Origin of the sequence: Agarivorans sp. QJM3NY_29 (assembly GCF_050870835.2) — a bacterium.
GTDB lineage: Bacteria > Pseudomonadota > Gammaproteobacteria > Enterobacterales > Celerinatantimonadaceae > Agarivorans.
Window position 1 is genome coordinate 3,454,227 of sequence record NZ_CP194036.2, and the last position, 17,662, is coordinate 3,471,888.

Sequence of the window (17,662 nt, forward strand, 5' to 3'; positions counted from 1 at the left end):
AAGCAACCAACACTGGCTTGCTCACGACCTCAGAGCAAACATATCAAAGAAGGCGAATCAGATGGTTCGAAATAACCAATGTTCGTATCAAGATGACTCAGGGCTCCCTTGCCATGAAAAGGCCTTGAGCAATGGATTGTGTTTTTGGCACGATCCCAATGAAAATAAAACTGGCCCCGAAATTAAAGAACAACTAGAACGCTACGCCCAAAATGGCGGATTAATGCGTGGAATATGCCTTAAAAAAGCCCAACTATGCGATATCAATCTAGTCAAATACAACAGTAAACAAGGCTATGATATGACTGGTGCCGATCTTTATCGCTGTAACCTCAAAGCCGCCCACTTGTTTAATATTAACCTTCAGGGTGGCAGTTTAATGAAGGCAGACCTTCGCGACGCTAACCTTAATCACGCAAACCTAACTCAAACCAACCTGCTGGGTGCAAAAATGGAAGGTTGTAAGTGTGATAGCCTTAAGGTTGGAGCGCGTGTCATGCAAGAAAAGTTGGCCCTAACAGCGGAACAAAAGCAAGATATCGAGTTAATGAATGACTATTACCAGCAAGCAGAAGAAGTCTATCGAAGTTTACGTAAAAGTGCTGAGGCTGAAGGGCTGTTTACCACCGCAGGACATTTCTTACGTAAAGAACTCACCATGCGCCGTTATCAAATGCCTAAGTATTCCTATCCAAGAGCCATTTCAAAGCTAGTCGACTTAGTCTGCGGCTATGGTGAATTACCGATGCGAGTTATTTTTACTTCTCTGGCGATTATTTTTAGTAGTGCTCTGGTCTATCTGTTTACCGGCATCCATTTCAACGGCAATATTGTTACCTTTGATCTTAATCAAACAGCAACTCAAAACATGGTCGCCTTCTTTGAATGTTTGTATTACAGCGTCGTGACCTTCACGACTCTAGGTTATGGGGATTTTACCCCTGTAGGATTATCTCGTGTTTTTGCAGCAATAGAAGCCTTTAGCGGTAGCTTTATCATCGCCTTATTTGTTGTAGTATTTGTGAAGAAAATGACTCGCTAGCTCGCCATGAGCAGCATTATTTTCGGTGACTCGTGATGTATTTTAATCAACACTTCAGTTAAAGTTGAAGATTCACCTCAGCGCTATAGCCGTAGGCAGTATCTTTAAACTGGTCGCTATTGCGAACCGCCCCCCTTGATAGAAAAGGATAGTTTTTTGAAATTTATTGTATTAGCAATACTCGCTATTTTGATTGTTGTGTTTTATATTCGCCAGCAGAATCATGCAAAAATAATTAAAAGTAATCAATTACTTGGTCAATATTTTTTGGCTAATAATGCTCAACAACAAGGCGTTGTAAGTACCAGCTCCGGCTTACAATATCTAATTCTTGAAAACAGAGGCAAGTCAGCGAAACCTTCAGCAAGCAGCACCGTGACCGTGCATTACCACGGGAGCCTACTCAATGGCCTAGTATTTGATAGCTCTGTTGAGCGAGCGCAACCGGCGCAATTTCCTTTAGGGCAAGTCATTAGAGGCTGGACCGAAGGCTTACAACTGATGCATGAGGGTGACAAATATCGCTTTTTTATCCCTAGCCACTTAGCCTATGGAGAACGCAGCATCGCCTCAATTCCAGCGGGATCGACCCTTATTTTTGAAGTGGAGTTACTTTCTATTGATACCCCTTAAGCATTCGGCATCTCAAGCCAAATAGATCTAGAAATAACTCATAAAAAGCCCGAGCAACAGTTGCCAAGGCTTTTTAAACACGGTGCTAGCACCATCTAAAACTGCAATAAGGCCTGCTCAAAATCAGTCACTAGGTCGAGCGTATCTTCGATGCCAATCGAACAACGGATCATCGTCTCGCTAATCCCTGAAGCTTGACGTGCTGCTAAACCCATTTCGTAATAAATAGTTTGAGCGACTGGCAGCGCTAAAGTTCGATTGTCGCCCAAATGAGTCGCATTAATCACGATCTGAAGCCTATCTAAAAAGGCAACGCAATCAATCCCTTCAATCAAGTCGAAACTAACTAATGCACCAAAGTGTTTAAACAAACTTTTCGCGCGTTGATGCTGAGGATGGCTCTCCAAGCCGGGATAATACACTTTAGCCACTTTAGGGTGTTTGGTTAATAAACGTGCTAAAGCCATTGCATTGGCACACTGGCGCTCCATCCGTAAGGCCATCGTTTCTGAGCCCACCGATAATAGATGAGCAGCCTGTGAACTTAAGGCACCACCAAAATCACGAAGTCCTTTTTTCTTAATCTGATTAATCCCCCACATTTTAGGATCGCCACTACGGTAGGCCTCAAAAATATTAGGAAACTTCGACCAATCAAATAACCCCGTGTCACTCACCGAGCCACCAAGCGCATTGCCATGACCGCCCACATACTTAGACAAGGAAGTGACAATAAGACTTGCGCCCACGGAAGCTGGCTGAAACAAATAGGAAGAAGTTAAGGTATTATCGACAACATAAACTAATCCGCGCTGCTGACATAACTCACCAATCCCTTGTAAATCGACAATTTGGGTGGCCGGATTAGCAATCGTTTCAACAAACACCATCTTGGTATTGACTTGACAAGCCGCGGCGACCGCTTCTCGATCCGTGGCATCAACCAAGCTTACCTCAATACCATAACCCTTGAGCGTACCAAAAATGCTACTGGTATTACCAAATAGAAAACGGCTCGCGACGATATGATCACCAGCCTTAAGCAAGCTTAGAAATACCGTACCAATTGCAGCCATGCCACTGGCAAACACCAAACTGGCGATGCTTTGGTCAAGCATCGCAATTCGGCCTTGCAAATAATCTAAGGTAGGAGTGGATTGGCGGGCATAAGCGTGGCCGACTTGCTTCCCTTGAAATACATCAAGTAGATCTTGAGTGGCTGCATATCCATAAGGCACCGAGTTGTGGATCGGCGCGTGCACCGCTCCCTCCTCGATCCCAGCTAGGCGGTCACAATGAACCAGCTGAGTCGTAAATCCTTTAAACGTCATAGGGCTACTTCTACTAAAAACCAAGTGACACTATTATGCACTAGGCCTCAATGAAAAACGAGCCAGCAAAATCATCGGCGACAAATAGATTTCCCTTCCCCGACGACCTGCAGATGTCTGAACGATCGCGAGCGAACACAACTAAATCGGCAACATCGCTCCACCCATCGCCCTTTATCTAATAAAACCTGTATCTTGCGATATGTTCACTCATCAGCAAAAGCGCTATCTCCACCAAAGGCTCATCCTCCTTGAGTTCCACACCACACTTGGCTAATAAAAACGAATCAATTCACCACACGATATCTTAATCAACTCTCCTTATGCATTAAACTCAGAGTAAGCTTACATTGGTTCCGTTCCAAAACTGACTTGTTGCCAATCTAAACCGCTATTCAAAATAATCCCTAGAACCTTAGCGCTGCAGACTTCTCCCTGCGCGATAAATCGCGGGCTGATACTCGCCACGAGATCGATGGTACCGCCCTCATTAAGAAATACATATTCGGACAAAGCTTAATGGCAATGGGGAAGAGAAAGCTGAATAATCGCTAGATCTAAATGCTCCTTGTCGGAAACGGCAATGTACCTTTATAAGCAGCGACTGAGTGGAAAATTGAGCTTGCGTCATTACAACACGTAAGGGGGACAAATGATGGCCAGTCTAGGAGCGTTCACCCGAATAACTAGACTGATAGGTATGCCTATTCGTCAGGTCACTAGATAAAGTAAGCGAAGAACTCGGGATAACTGCATCCAGCCCATGGAACAAGTAACAACGCCAGCCAAAGAGCTGTGACGTGTAAATCTGAGCATTTTTTAGCAATGTAATCATTCACTGTCCATCCTATAAAGTGGCCAACAGTAGAAGGTTAAAGATTAACAATGAAAAAAGGGGCAAAGCCCCTTGCTATCGTATGATTAAAACAGGGCTTAACTCAATGGGCGCAAGTGTCTGTGCCAACGCTTTTCCCACTGCTTAAAACCATAGACCAACATAAAAGTAAGCGAAAGATATATCGCAGCTACAAAAGTAAATGCTTCAAATGGTGCATAGTACTTTGCATAAACGTCCCGCGCAGCGCCAGTGAGGTCGATAATAGTGACCACACTCGCAATAGAGCTGGCATGCAACATGAAGATCACTTCATTACTGTACGCTGGTAATGCTCTGCGCAAAGCACTTGGTAAAATAATACGACGCATCGCGCCTAAATTAGACATCCCGTAGGCCTTAGCGGCTTCTATTTCGCCTCGAGGGGTTGCCACGATGGCACCACGAAATATTTCGGTAGTATAAGCAGCTGTATTCAATACAAAAGCTAATAAACAAGGATAAAATGCTTCACGCACAATCGGCCAGAACATTGAGTCTTGAATGCCCTCGATGTAGGTGACGCCATAATAAATAATATATAACTGAATCAGTAAAGGTGTTCCGCGGAAAAAATATGTAAATATCCATACACTACGGCTTACAAAAAAATTATCAGAAGCCCGCAGTACCGCGAGTGGTATAGCCAACAAAAGGCCGATAATTAGAGACATAAAGGTTAATTGAACAGTCATCACCAGACCATCCCAATAAGTGAGAACGGTGCTTAAGGTGAAGATCTCATTACTCGCCAGTAAGTTCTCGATCATTTCATACATAGTTAAGACCTTACCTGTCGGTACCCACACTAAAACGAATTTCTAAACGCTTTAAGAATATTTCAGAAACACTGGTTAAGGCTAAATAAACGAAAGCCACAGGAATAAAGAATATAAATGGTTCATGCACCGCACCCGCAGCTTCCTTGGCAAGACGAACCATATCGGCCAAACCAATAACCGAAACTAAAGCGGTCGTTTTCACCATGACTAACCAATTATTACCGATCCCAGGGATCGCATGACGCATCATTTGTGGCACCGTAATTCTACGAAATATTTGTAACGCAGTCATACCATAAGCCTTACCCGCTTCAATTTGACCATTATCGACCGCCAAAAATGCGCCACGAAAAGTTTCAGCCATGTAAGCACCAAAAATAAATCCAATGGTGGTCACACCAGCTACAAATTCATTAATGTTGATGTAATATTCAATATCAAAGCGATCGTATACCCAGTCAGAAACAGAATTAACCATGATCTGTGCCCCGAAAAATATTAACAACATCAATACTAAATCGGGTACCCCGCGGATCACCGTGGTATAAATAGTAGCAACAGCATTGGCCAGCCAATGTTTAGATAGACGGGCTACTGCCGCCAACAAACCAAGCACTAAGGCAACCGCCAAAGACAAGAAAGCCACTTCGATGGTGACAATTGCGCCCATAAAAATAGAGGGGCCGTAACCATATAGGTCAAGCATAATCAATCTCTTAAAAATTAACCCGAGTCATACTCGGGTTAATGGTCAGGCAAAGCTACATTTTAATACTGTAATCAAAGTACTTATCGTTGATTTTATCGTAGGTTCCATTGCTCTTGACCGTAGCAAGCGCCTTGTTAAACATCTCGATAAGCGCTTTATCGCGTTTACGAGCAGCAACACCAACGCCATTACCAAGCGGAATAGGCTCACCCACTGACATAAATTTTTTGTCTGCATCGACATCTAAAATCGAGCTTACGCCTACCGGATAATCAATCACCACAAGGTCAATACGTCCGCCTTGAAGATCAACCACTAAATCATCACCAGTGGTATAACGTTTAATATCCGCAACCTTCGAGTAATGCTCAGTTGCGTAGGTATCTTGAATCGTTCCTCGCTGTACCCCTACTCTAAGACCTTTCAATGTTTCAGGCTTAGCAGGATCAACGGTACTTGCTTTAGGACCAAAAAAACCAGTTGGGGTGATATAGTAAGGTTCAGAGAATAGTACTTTCTTCGCACGCTCTTCATTGATAGACATTGAAGAAAAAATCGCATCGTACTTACGCGCAAGTAAACCAGGAATAATGCCATCCCAAGCCTGCACAACCCACTCGCACTTCACCTTCATTTCAGCACAAACCGCATTCCCTAAATCAACTTCAAAACCAGTTAGCGAGCCGTCTGGCGCTTTGTACTCAAAAGGTTCGTAAGGCACATCTACCGCCAAACGCACTACTTTCCAATCTTTGGCCATTAATGGCGTGCTTGCGAGCGCCAAAACACCCATCATCGCGATTACTGTTTTTTTCATTTTAATACTCCATAATGTTTGCATTATCAGCGAATTAACGCCTGTCTTCCATAAACTAATAGTTGGGCGCGAGGAATTGACGCATCCGCTCAGAATCGGGATTTTCGAAAACTTTTTGCGGAGAGCCTTTCTCTTCAACCACGCCTTGATGTAAAAATAGGACTTGGTTTGAAACGTCACGAGCAAAAGCCATTTCGTGAGTAACCACCAGCATAGTGCGGCCTTCTTCCGCCAAACTGCGCATCACCTTAAGTACTTCACCCACTAATTCAGGGTCAAGCGCAGAAGTGGGTTCGTCAAACAACATGACTGCAGGATTCATCGCTAATGCTCGAGCAATCGCAGCGCGCTGTTGCTGACCACCAGACATATGAGCAGGATAATAATCTTTACGATCATGTAAGCCGACTCGCTCCAGCAATGCTTCCGCCTGCTCAGTCGCTTCTTTTCTTGGTACCCCTAAGACGTGAATAGGTGCTTCCACAATATTTTCCAATACGGTCATATGTGACCATAAGTTAAACCCTTGGAATACCATCGATAGGCGGGAGCGAACAAGCTCAACTTGCTTACTGTTTGCAGGGATTCGTTCCCCATTACGCAAATGCTTAAACGCAATTTGCTCGCCATGAACCAAAATCTCCCCTTGAGTAGGGGTTTCTAACAAGTTCATGCAACGTAAAAAGGTACTTTTACCTGAGCCCGAAGAGCCGATGATAGAAATAACATCGCCTTTTCTAGCCGTTAAATCGATCCCTTTAAGAACCTCATTATCCCCAAATACTTTATGGATATTAGAGACATCTAATGCAGCCGCATCATTCATATTATTGTTATTTACCTTGTTAATGGCTGTCAAAACAACCAAGCCCTTATCCCGAGGCACGCATTATTGTTAAATAAATTGTTACACGTTCAACTCAACAAAAAGTATCACCCCAAAAGACAAAACTCAACATTTTATGGGGCGATATCTATTAATGTGATTACAAAACACCCTAAAGCTATATTTTCACAGCATGTTTATATTCACGAAAACTGCATGTCTAAGCTGATAGAAATAAATAACCCGAATTATTTCTCAATACCTAGAATGATAACTCAGTTTTTTGTAAACACTAGCTAATATATTCCATCGCAAAAACAGCCCACTTTAAATGTTAAATCAGTGTAAAATCCTTAGTCTATTAAGATTCAAATAAGGTGAGCTAGATCTCAGTCTAAAGCCCATACTTTTAGTAAGTAAATTACAGAATACCCCATTGACAATCTATTAATTAGCAGAGCGAGCCCCTAAAAAGGTAATAAAATTACAGAAATTATGGCCTTTATTGACTTGGATCAAGTTCTAAATCCAGCTTGCTTTGCTACAATTTTGCTAAGAAAAATATGAGGTAATATGTTGTGAGAGTTAACAACAAAACTGTCGGTTTTTACCCAGATAAATATTTATCTTTAACCGCCTGATTTTTGTTAAATATACGCAATTATCCAATACGAATATCCTCTAAATTTCTTAAACACAAAGCTTGGAGTTATTTCAATAGCTACACTCACAGTCCTTTATGTTGTTCGTCTAGATGAGACGATTATCGCGAGTGAGAGGGAACTCAAGCGAAATACGCTTTTATGAGCACCTGCGATTAACCGATTTACATTTTGTTATTTGAGGAAACTATGTCCAGTAACAACCATCAGTCTCAAGACGAAGAGCTGAGCTACTCAGAAGCACACCGCCCTGCATCTGAATTTGAAACTCGTTCTGACTATTTAGACCATGAACTTCAGATCATGAAGCCACGTCGTTATAGTTTAAATTTACCCGGTCGTGACTTTCGCTTTGAACTGGAAGATTTAGTCCCAGCAATTGCTGGCACCATCGGTATTATCGCAATGTACTCTGCAGTGATGATGGCTTGGGCAGCAGGTCTCTCTGATAAATGGGAGCATGTCAATTTAGGCGTAGAGTTCGCTATTGAAGTTTCACGTGTAGAAATGATCATTCCCGCATTTCTATTCTGTATTTTAGCCTCTGGTTTTGTAAACCCAAGAGCTAACTTGGCCGGTAACCACGGGCCAATGATTCCTATGATTTTCATGATTGCCATGGCTGGGGCTCATCCATTAGCGTTGGCTATTTTAATTGGCGTCTTTGGCTTGATATTGAGCGCAGTTAAAGGCGGTTCCCGTCTGGTTAACTTAACCAGTGAAGGCGTTGCAGGTGGACTATTGGTGTTTTTGGGCTTTACCGGTTCAATAAGCCAAATCAACTCTTTAATTGGCTGGGCCAATGGACTTAGCAGTCAAACCGAAGGCGTAGCAGCAGGCGACATGGGCTATATTGCCTTGATTGTACTAGCAATTACTGTTGTTGTTTACGCCGTATTAGCCAAGCTTGGTAAACGCTGGTTAGCGATCCCTTTATGTGCTGTCACCGGATTTGTGGTGGCCATGCTCGCTGGTGCAGGGTTTGATTTAACCTTTACGACCGAGCCAGGTTTACCAAACTTAAATCCTGCATACTGGTGGGGCTCCACTGAAGAAGGATGGATGTTAGGCTTACCAAACATTGAGCACTTTATTGCTTCATTACCTTTTGCCATCTTAGCGGTCGCGATGTGGTCACCCGACTTCTTAGGTCATCGCATTTTCCAAGAACTGAACTACCCGAAAAAAACTGACAAAGTATTGATGGACGTTGATGACACCATGACCATGTGTTCGATTCGTCAAATGGTTGGTACCGCGGTCGGTGGTGGTAACATCACTTCCAGCTGGGGGACTTATATGATCCCTGCAGCAATTGCCAAGCGTCCAATCCCCGGCGGCGCAATCCTCCTCGGTTCTTTAGTGATGATCATTGCTATTGTTGGCTACCCAATGGATGCCGCTGTATGGCCACCGGTAATGCGTATCGCGTTATTGGTTGGTGTTTCATTGCCGTTGTTAGAAGCTGGCATGCAAATGATTAAAGATTCTAAAGACTCTCAGTCTGCAGGTATTTGTGTGTTTGCTGCGATGGTAACCAACCCGGTATTAGCATGGGCATTAACTATGCTGTTAGACAATAATGGCCTCATTGGCGATAAAGAACGTCCGAAAAAACTAAGTAAATTGGACCGTATCATTATTCCAACTGTCGTCCTAATTGTCTGCGCCGCTGCAATGCTGGCAGTAGGGATGTTGGAAGGGAAATATGGCATTCCAGCATTATTATAGTGAGAAAGACTTTATCGCTTAGAACAAACGCTATACTAGTTCTAGGCTAAAAGGAGTAGCGCTTTGCGCGCTACTTTATACAACGTAATTTATTCATTTGTATACCAACTTATAGGTGGAACAAGAAATGACAGAGAAGAACGAAGTTTTTGCTGAATCATGGGCAGGTTTTAAAACTGGCGAATGGCAAAATGAAGTTAACGTTCGTGACTTTATTCAAACTAACTATACCCCATATGAAGGCGATGAAAGCTTTTTAGCAGGGTCAACCGAAGCAACGGATAAGCTTTGGGCAAAAGTTATGGAAGGCATTAAAGAGGAAAACCGCACTCACTCGCCGGTAGACTTCGATACTTCAGTTATCTCAACCATCACCTCACATGATGCTGGTTACATCAATCAAGATTTAGAAACTATTGTTGGCTTGCAAACTGAAGCACCGTTGAAACGTGCGATCATCCCAAATGGCGGCATTCGGATGATCGAGGGTTCTTGTAAAGCTTACGATCGTGAATTAGACCCTGCGGTTAGCAAGATCTACTCAGAGTACCGTAAAACCCATAACCAAGGTGTATTCGACGTATACACTGGCGCGATCATGAAATGTCGTAAATCAGGCGTATTAACTGGTTTACCTGATGCTTATGGCCGTGGACGTATCATTGGTGACTACCGTCGCGTTGCCTTATACGGCATTGATTTCTTAATGGCCGATAAAGTAAAACAGCATCGTTCGTTAGAAAAAGATCTCATTAAAGGTGACACCTTAGAAGCAACGATTCGCCTTCGTGAAGAAATCAACGAACAGTATCGTGCTTTAGCTCAAATTAAAGAAATGGCAGCCAAATACGGTTGTGATATTTCAGTGCCAGCTAAAACTGCAAAAGAAGCCGTTCAGTGGACTTACTTTGGTTACTTGGCCGCCGTTAAGTCACAAAATGGCGCGGCAATGTCATTTGGCCGTACCACAACTTTCTTAGACGTTTACATCGAGCGCGACATGGCTGCTGGCCTGATCACTGAAAGTGAAGCGCAAGAACTGGTTGACCACTTGGTCATGAAGTTACGTATGGTTCGTTTCCTACGTACTCCTGAGTATGATGACTTGTTCTCTGGTGACCCAATTTGGGCAACTGAGTCAATGGGTGGTATGGGTGTTGATGGTCGAACCCTAGTAAGCCGTACTGCGTTCCGTTTCTTGAACACCCTATACACTATGGGTCCTTCTCCAGAGCCAAACATTACCGTATTATGGTCAGAGAAATTACCGCTTAACTTCAAAAAATACTGTGCCAAAGTATCTATCGATACTTCATCAATTCAATACGAAAATGATGATTTAATGCGCACTGATTTTGATAACGACGATTACGCCATCGCATGTTGTGTATCACCAATGGTTGTTGGTAAACAAATGCAGTTCTTTGGTGCTCGCGCGAACTTAGCAAAAACCCTGCTGTACTCCATGAATGGCGGTATGGATGAGAAACTAAAAATCCAAGTAGGTCCTGTTGGCGAAAAAGTAACCGATGAAGTATTAAATTACGACGACATCATGGCTCGCTTAGACACCTTCATGGATTGGTTAGCAGAGCAATATGTCACCGCTCTAAACTGCATTCACTATATGCATGACAAGTACAGCTACGAAGCATCGTTGATGGCACTTCATGATCGTGACGTATACCGTACCATGGCTTGTGGTATTGCTGGATTATCAGTTGCTGCAGACTCACTATCAGCGATTAAATATGCTGAAGTGAAGCCAATTCGTGACGAAGATGGCATTGCTGTAGATTTTGAAATCAACGGTGATTACCCTAAATTTGGTAACAACGATGATCGTGTAGATAGCATCGCAGTTGACTTGGTTGAGCGCTTCATGAACAAAATCCGTAAGCTTAAAACTTACCGTGATGCTGTTCCGACTCAATCTGTACTTACCATCACTTCTAACGTGGTCTATGGTAAGAAAACAGGTACCACACCAGATGGGCGTAAAGCCGGCGCTCCATTTGCACCGGGAGCAAACCCAATGCATGGTCGTGACGAAAAAGGTGCTGTAGCATCATTAACTTCGGTCGCTAAACTACCATTTGCTAACGCACAAGACGGTATTTCTTATACTTTCTCTATCGTGCCAAACGCTCTAGGTAAAGATGACGATACTCAAAAAACCAACCTGGCTGGTTTGATGGACGGTTACTTCTACCACAACACTGATGTGGAAGGTGGCCAACACCTCAACGTGAACGTGATGAACCGTGAAATGTTAGTTGACGCGATGGAAAATCCTGAGAAATACCCTCAGTTAACCATCCGTGTATCGGGTTACGCAGTGCGTTTTAACTCACTAACAGCTGAGCAGCAACAAGACGTAATCACTCGTACTTTTACGCAAAGCATCTAATCTTAGCTTTAGTAGTTTCTGCTTAGCAGAAACTCCGGTTATAATTGACCTTGCCCTCATTGTTGGGCAAGGTTTTTTTTTGGGAGAAACAAATGTCTAGAATTGGGCGAATTCATTCAACAGAATCGTGCGGTACCGTCGATGGACCAGGGATCAGGTTTATCGTATTTATGCAAGGCTGTTTAATGCGCTGCCAATATTGTCATAATCGCGATACTTGGGACTTACATGACGGTAAAGAAATTTCTGTAGACGATTTAATGAATGACTTAACTCCCTATCGCCGTTTCATGAATGCTAGTGGTGGTGGTGTAACCGCCAGTGGTGGCGAAGCCATCCTACAAGCGGAGTTTGTTCGAGACTTATTTCGAGCCTGTCAGGCTCAAGGGATCCATACCTGCCTCGATACTAATGGTTACGTTCGTAAACATACGGAAGTGATTGACGAACTACTTGATGCTTCCGATCTGGTGATGCTCGACATTAAACAAATCCACGATGAAGTACACCAAGAATTGGTTGGTGTCAGTAATAAACGAACGCTGGATTTTGCTCGTTATCTACACAAAGTAGGCCAAACCACTTGGATCCGCTATGTTGTGGTTCCTGGTTTCACCGATGATGAACAATCGGCTCATGACTTAGGTCAGTTTCTCGCACCTTTCGACAACGTAGAAAAAATTGAATTACTCCCCTACCACGAGCTCGGAAAACACAAATGGACCGCCATGGGAGAAGATTACCCACTCGCTGGCGTAAAACCGCCGAGCAAAGAAACGATGGAAACCATTAAAGGGATCTTGCAACAATACCACAGCAAGGTTATCTACTAGTTTCACGCGATTAAGGCTTATTTTTTGATGATGATATGCCCCATTTGCCAGCTTCGGCTAAGCAAAGTAAACAAACAGTGGTCTTGTGCTAAAGGCCATTGTTTCGACCAAGCAAAAGAAGGCTACACCAACCTACTGGCCGTGCAACATAAGAATTCGAAGCAGCCAGGAGATAGCAAAGCGATGCTGCAAGCACGCCAACATTTTCTCAATCAAGGTCATTTTAATTTCTTAGCGGATGCTATCAATCAACTACTTTCGCTTCACCAAGCAAAATGCATTCTTGATTTAGGCTGTGGAGAAGGTTACTACACGGCAGCCATCCGTCAGGAGCAGGCACAAGCAGACGCAGTGATAGGTGTAGATATAGCAAAAGATGGGATCAGAATGGCAGCTAAACGTCACAAAAGTTGCCAATTTTTTGTGGCTAGTAACCACCGATTACCAATTGCCGATAACAGCATTGATTTTATCGTTCGTGTATTTGCCCCCAGCGATAATCAGGAGTTACTGCGTATCTCACATAACCATAGCTTTTTACTCAAAGTCGTCCCAGGAGCCAGGCATTTACAGCAATTACGACGTTTGATTTACAAGGAGTTGCAAGCGCATCAAGAACAAGCTGAAGAATTAGCTGGCTGGCGACTCACTGAGCAACAAAAAATAAGTCAGTTAGCCATATTAAATCAAGAAGATATGTCTGCCTTAACTAAAATGACGCCATTTGCTTGGAAAAATACCAAACTGCTAGAACAACAGCAATTAGCGCAATCACAATTCGAAATTGACTTTGAATTTGTATTACAATTATATCAACGAGGGTAATCAGTAAAGTCTTCAGCTAACACAAAGCTTTTATCAAAACGCTTGAAGGCTTTCCGCAACAAATCTGCTAATTCTTTATAACGAGGTTTCACCGCCAGAGGTGAAATACGCTCACCAGCCTCGGCCAATTTTTGATGTAGATCACGATACCAGTTAGCTAAGCTGGGCGGTAATAACTGATTTGCTCGACGTCCCAACCAATATAAACCATGTAAAGGCATTAAAAATATCACCGTCGCCATCATCACTGATTGTGGTAATATTTCAGTCAAATTAGCCATATACGGCAGCATAACTGTGACAACCGCTATCGCTGGCATCGTTTTCATCGCTAAAGAAGTCGCAAAAATAACTCGATTCTCAGGAAAAATGGGTGACAGCACACGCTGATTTGGCCAGCGTTTCATATAGTTATGTCCATCATTTAACATTTCAGAGAATTTACCCATGGACACCTCGCGACCAAAAATTGACCTAAACCAATAAATTAGTAATTTTTTTACAAATTCACTTAGTTATTAGTATGACATATATGATTAAAAATCCGTTTCAGGTATCATTGGCAGACAGCCGGTTTCATATAAATCACCTTAATATATTAAGTGTAGCTTGAATGGGACCTTGGCACTAGGTCAAATCAATTTTTGGCGGCGCTTAAGATTGGTTTTCCGGTTCAAACAACGGGTCTTCTAATACTCTACGTTTTTGAGCCACTGTCTATAATTGAACAAATTCAACAACAGGTGTCTATAAATGAGCAATAAGCTGGTACTCGTTCTTAATTGCGGTAGCTCTTCATTAAAATTTGCAGTGCTAAACGCTGTTAGCGGTGACGAGATTCTTTCTGGTTTGGCAGAATGCTTTAACTTAGAAGATGCACGTATCAAATGGAAGTTAAATGGCGAAAAAGGGGATTCAAAGCTAGGTGCCAATGCCGCACACCATGAAGCTATCGAATTTATTGTAAGCAACCTCTTAGAAAAAAATCCTGAAATTTTGAACGATATTGTGGCCGTTGGTCACCGCGTCGTTCATGGCGGAGAAAAGTTCACTCAATCAGCGATTATTGACGAAGCTGTCTTGGCTGGTATCGAAGACTGCGCTAGCTTAGCGCCACTGCATAATCCAGCTGCATTAATCGGCATTCGAGCGGCTCAAGATTGTTTTCCTCAGCAACCACACGTTGCAGTATTTGATACCGCCTTCCACCAAACCATGCCAGAAAGCGCGTTTCTTTATGCCTTACCTTATAAGCTATATAGCGAAAAAGGCATTCGCCGTTATGGTATGCATGGCACGAGTCACCTATTTGTATCTCGTGAAGCATCGGCAACCTTGGGTTTGCCTGTAGAAGAGACCAATGTGATCACCGCTCACCTAGGTAATGGCGCCTCACTCTGTGCCGTGAAGAACGGTAAAAGTGTTGATACCAGCATGGGGCTCACGCCGCTCGAAGGTTTGGTAATGGGCACTCGTTCTGGTGATATCGACCCTGCGATTATTTTCCATTTAGTCGACAATGAAGGCTATACATTAGAGCAAGTCAACAACATGCTTACCAAAGAGTCTGGTTTGATGGGCCTCACGGAAGAAAGCAGTGACTGTCGTTTTGTCGAAGAAGGCTACCAAAAAGGCAGCGACGCCGGGCTTCGTGCGATGAACGTATTCACTTACCGTTTAGCCAAAGCCATTATGTCTTACGCTGCAGCAATGGACGGTAAGCTAGATGCTCTCGTCTTTACTGGTGGCATTGGTGAAAATTCAGCTTTAGTTCGTCAATTAACCGTTGAAAAACTAGCGCTACTTGGTTTTAGTCTAGATGAGCAAGCAAACTTAGCTGCACGTTTTGGTAACTCTGGCAATATCGCCACTAGTACTAGCCGCCCAATTTTAGTGATTCCAACAAATGAAGAAATGGTTATTGCTCAAGATGCTGTCGCATTAACTCAGTAATAAAACATACTTTGTATCTAAGGTTAGATTTTAGTCTAGCCTTATTCTTTCACCTAACTTAAGAGGTACAGCCGTGGCTCGTACAATTATGTTAATCCCTGTTGGCGTTGGTGTTGGTGTAACATCCGTCAGTTTGGGAATGGTTCGCGCGATGGAGCGCAATGGCGTCAACGTTAATTTCTTTAAACCCATTGCCCAACCGAAAAGTCGCGAAAAAGGCGCTGAACGTTCTACAGCGATCATTCGCCAAGCATCAAATATTATTCCCCCAGAACCTTTTACCCAAGCCTATGCAGAAAACCTTATCAGCGCCAATCAAATTGATGATTTGCTTGAAGGCATTGTGGCTCGTTTTAATTCTGGAACATCTGGCGCAGAGATTGTTGTGGTAGAAGGCCTAGTCCCGACCTCTGAATCTCCTTACGCAACCAATGTTAACTATGGTATTGCCAAAGCTTTAGATGCCGATATGGTATTTGTTACCAACCCAGGTAACGATACTTCGCAACAGTTAAAAGAGCGCATGGAAATTGCGTGTAATAACTTTGGCGGTCTAAAAAACAAACGTATTATTGGTTGTATTATCAATAAAGTTGGTGCGCCTATCGACGAGCATGAAATTACTCGTCCAGACCTCACCGAAATGTTTGATAATAAATCAGACCATTCGACTAATCTTGAAGTGCTGCAGATGTTTGGCAAAAGCCCACTGCGTATTTTAGGCTGTATTCCTTGGAATGCGCCGCTGGTTTCACCACGTGCGCGAGATCTGGCGAATCACCTCAATGCTCGAGTGATTAACGAAGGTGACATGGATACTCGTTTAGGACGAGTGACTTTCTGTGCTCGCAGCATCCATAACATGGTCGAACATTTTAATGCGGGTAGCCTGTTAGTGACCTCTGGCGATCGCTCCGATGTGATTGTTTCAGCCTGCTTAGCAGCCATGAACGGTGTTAGAATTGGAGCCTTATTGCTGACTGGTGGTTATCAACCAGAACCTCAAGTTTTAAAACTATGTGAAGGTGCATTTGCCACTGGTTTACCAGTGATGTTGATTGAGTCAAACACTTGGCAAACTTCGTTAGCCTTACAAAGCTTCAATGCTGAAATCCCCGTTGACGATGCCTCACGGATCGAATTGGTACAGGACTACGTTGCTGGCCACATCGACAAACATTGGATAGAGTCATTAACGGCTATTTCTGCCCGTGCGCGTCGCTTGTCGCCACCCGCTTTCCGTTACCAGCTCACCGAAATGGCTCGCAGTGCCAATAAACGTATTGTATTACCAGAAGGTGAAGAACCGCGTACTATTGCAGCAGCTGCTATTTGTGCTGAACGTGGCATCGCTAAACCGGTATTACTTGGCAATCCTGAAGTAATTCATCGTATCGCTGGTCAACAAGGTGTCACTCTGGGTGACAATATTGAAATTTTCAACCCAGTTGAAATTCAAAATAAATATGTTGCGCCAATGGTAGAGTTACGCAAGGGTAAAGGCCTCACCGAAGTCGTTGCCAAAGAGCAACTTGAAGACAACGTGGTTCTGGGAACCATGATGCTAGCCAACGACGAAGTTGACGGCTTGGTTTCTGGTGCGGTCAATACCACAGCGAACACTATTCGCCCACCGCTTCAGTTGATTAAAACGGCACCAGGTTACAACCTAGTTAGCTCGATCTTCTTCATGCTGTTACCGGATCAAGTATTGGTTTATGGTGACTGTGCGATCAATCCAGATCCAAGCGCTGAACAACTTGCAGATATTGCAATTCAATCTGCAGAATCAGCGGTTGCCTTCGGAATTGAACCTCGGGTCGCAATGATCAGTTACTCAACGGGTAGTTCAGGCTCAGGCTCTGACGTTGAGAAAGTACGTGAAGCCACAAAAATTGCCAAGGAACGTCGTCCCGATCTGATCATCGACGGTCCATTGCAATATGATGCGGCTATCATGGAAAACGTTGCCAAGAGTAAAGCACCGAATAGCCCTGTGGCAGGTAAAGCAACGGTATTCATCTTCCCTGATTTGAATACTGGTAATACCACTTACAAAGCAGTACAACGTAGTGCCGACCTAATCAGTATCGGGCCAATGCTACAAGGTATGGCTAAACCAGTGAATGATTTGTCACGTGGTGCTTTAGTTGACGACATCGTCTACACGATCGCTTTAACAGCGATCCAAGCGAGCCAAAGAAAGTAAGCTAAGCGTTTTGCTTTGCAAAAAT

General features: G+C 43.4%; 14 protein-coding genes. 8 read left to right on the forward strand and 6 right to left on the reverse strand.

Annotation, left to right across the window (positions count from 1 at the left end; genetic code table 11):
* The first annotated feature begins 61 nt into the window (after positions 1 to 61).
* Positions 62 to 1,042 carry an ion channel gene (locus ACRRS0_RS15705; RefSeq protein ID WP_432452263.1) on the forward strand — a complete coding sequence of 327 codons (981 nt, stop codon included), beginning with the start codon at positions 62 to 64 and terminating at the stop codon, positions 1,040 to 1,042.
* 156 nt (positions 1,043 to 1,198) lie between these two features.
* The gene (locus tag ACRRS0_RS15710) at positions 1,199 to 1,675 is read left to right on the forward strand and encodes an FKBP-type peptidyl-prolyl cis-trans isomerase (protein WP_432452262.1); all 477 of its coding nucleotides are present in this window, start codon (positions 1,199 to 1,201) and stop codon (positions 1,673 to 1,675) included.
* 95 nt (positions 1,676 to 1,770) lie between these two features.
* Here the strand turns inward: ACRRS0_RS15710 and ACRRS0_RS15715 are convergent, their stop codons facing one another.
* The 5 genes from ACRRS0_RS15715 to ACRRS0_RS15735 form a co-directional block, all read right to left on the reverse strand.
* On the reverse strand, positions 1,771 to 3,006 hold the full coding sequence (locus ACRRS0_RS15715; protein WP_432452261.1) for a cystathionine gamma-synthase family protein: 1,236 nt from the start codon (positions 3,004 to 3,006) through the stop codon (positions 1,771 to 1,773).
* Between the two features lie 933 nt (positions 3,007 to 3,939).
* Positions 3,940 to 4,659: an ABC transporter permease gene (locus ACRRS0_RS15720; protein ID WP_432452260.1), complete on the reverse strand. Its 720-nt coding sequence runs from the start codon at positions 4,657 to 4,659 to the stop codon at positions 3,940 to 3,942.
* A 10-nt stretch (positions 4,660 to 4,669) separates the two neighbouring features.
* On the reverse strand, positions 4,670 to 5,368 hold the full coding sequence (locus ACRRS0_RS15725) for an ABC transporter permease (RefSeq protein ID WP_432452259.1): 699 nt from the start codon (positions 5,366 to 5,368) through the stop codon (positions 4,670 to 4,672).
* 55 nt (positions 5,369 to 5,423) lie between these two features.
* Positions 5,424 to 6,188: a transporter substrate-binding domain-containing protein gene (locus ACRRS0_RS15730; protein WP_432452258.1), complete on the reverse strand. Its 765-nt coding sequence runs from the start codon at positions 6,186 to 6,188 to the stop codon at positions 5,424 to 5,426.
* Positions 6,189 to 6,243: 55 nt separating this feature from the next.
* Positions 6,244 to 7,014, reverse strand: coding sequence for an ABC transporter ATP-binding protein (locus ACRRS0_RS15735; protein WP_432456158.1), 771 nt, complete (start codon positions 7,012 to 7,014; stop codon positions 6,244 to 6,246).
* Positions 7,015 to 7,865: 851 nt separating this feature from the next.
* Here ACRRS0_RS15735 and ACRRS0_RS15740 point away from each other — a divergent pair.
* The 4 genes from ACRRS0_RS15740 (at position 7,866) to rlmA (ending at position 13,475) form a co-directional block, all read left to right on the forward strand.
* Positions 7,866 to 9,407 (forward strand): DUF3360 family protein, encoded by a 1,542-nt coding sequence (locus tag ACRRS0_RS15740; RefSeq protein WP_432452257.1) that lies wholly within the window; start codon positions 7,866 to 7,868, stop codon positions 9,405 to 9,407.
* 127 nt (positions 9,408 to 9,534) lie between these two features.
* Positions 9,535 to 11,817: a formate C-acetyltransferase gene (pflB, locus tag ACRRS0_RS15745; protein ID WP_432452256.1), complete on the forward strand. Its 2,283-nt coding sequence runs from the start codon at positions 9,535 to 9,537 to the stop codon at positions 11,815 to 11,817.
* Between the two features lie 92 nt (positions 11,818 to 11,909).
* Positions 11,910 to 12,650: a pyruvate formate lyase 1-activating protein gene (pflA, locus tag ACRRS0_RS15750; protein ID WP_432452255.1), complete on the forward strand. Its 741-nt coding sequence runs from the start codon at positions 11,910 to 11,912 to the stop codon at positions 12,648 to 12,650.
* A gap of 27 nt (positions 12,651 to 12,677) precedes the next feature.
* Entirely contained in the window at positions 12,678 to 13,475 is a 798-nt protein-coding gene (gene rlmA, locus ACRRS0_RS15755; protein WP_432452254.1) for a 23S rRNA (guanine(745)-N(1))-methyltransferase, read from the forward strand.
* Here the strand turns inward: rlmA and yfbV are convergent.
* The gene (gene yfbV / locus ACRRS0_RS15760) at positions 13,463 to 13,924 is read right to left on the reverse strand and encodes a terminus macrodomain insulation protein YfbV (protein WP_432452253.1); all 462 of its coding nucleotides are present in this window, start codon (positions 13,922 to 13,924) and stop codon (positions 13,463 to 13,465) included. The two genes, rlmA and yfbV, sit on opposite strands and share 13 nt — an antisense overlap.
* Before the next feature lie 304 nt (positions 13,925 to 14,228).
* Between yfbV and ACRRS0_RS15765 the strand changes: the two genes are divergently transcribed.
* Both ACRRS0_RS15765 and pta read left to right on the forward strand, forming a co-directional pair.
* Entirely contained in the window at positions 14,229 to 15,428 is a 1,200-nt protein-coding gene (locus ACRRS0_RS15765) for an acetate kinase (RefSeq protein WP_432452252.1), read from the forward strand.
* Between the two features lie 73 nt (positions 15,429 to 15,501).
* Positions 15,502 to 17,637 carry a phosphate acetyltransferase gene (gene pta / locus ACRRS0_RS15770; protein ID WP_432452251.1) on the forward strand — a complete coding sequence of 712 codons (2,136 nt, stop codon included), beginning with the start codon at positions 15,502 to 15,504 and terminating at the stop codon, positions 17,635 to 17,637.
* Positions 17,638 to 17,662 lie beyond the last annotated feature (25 nt).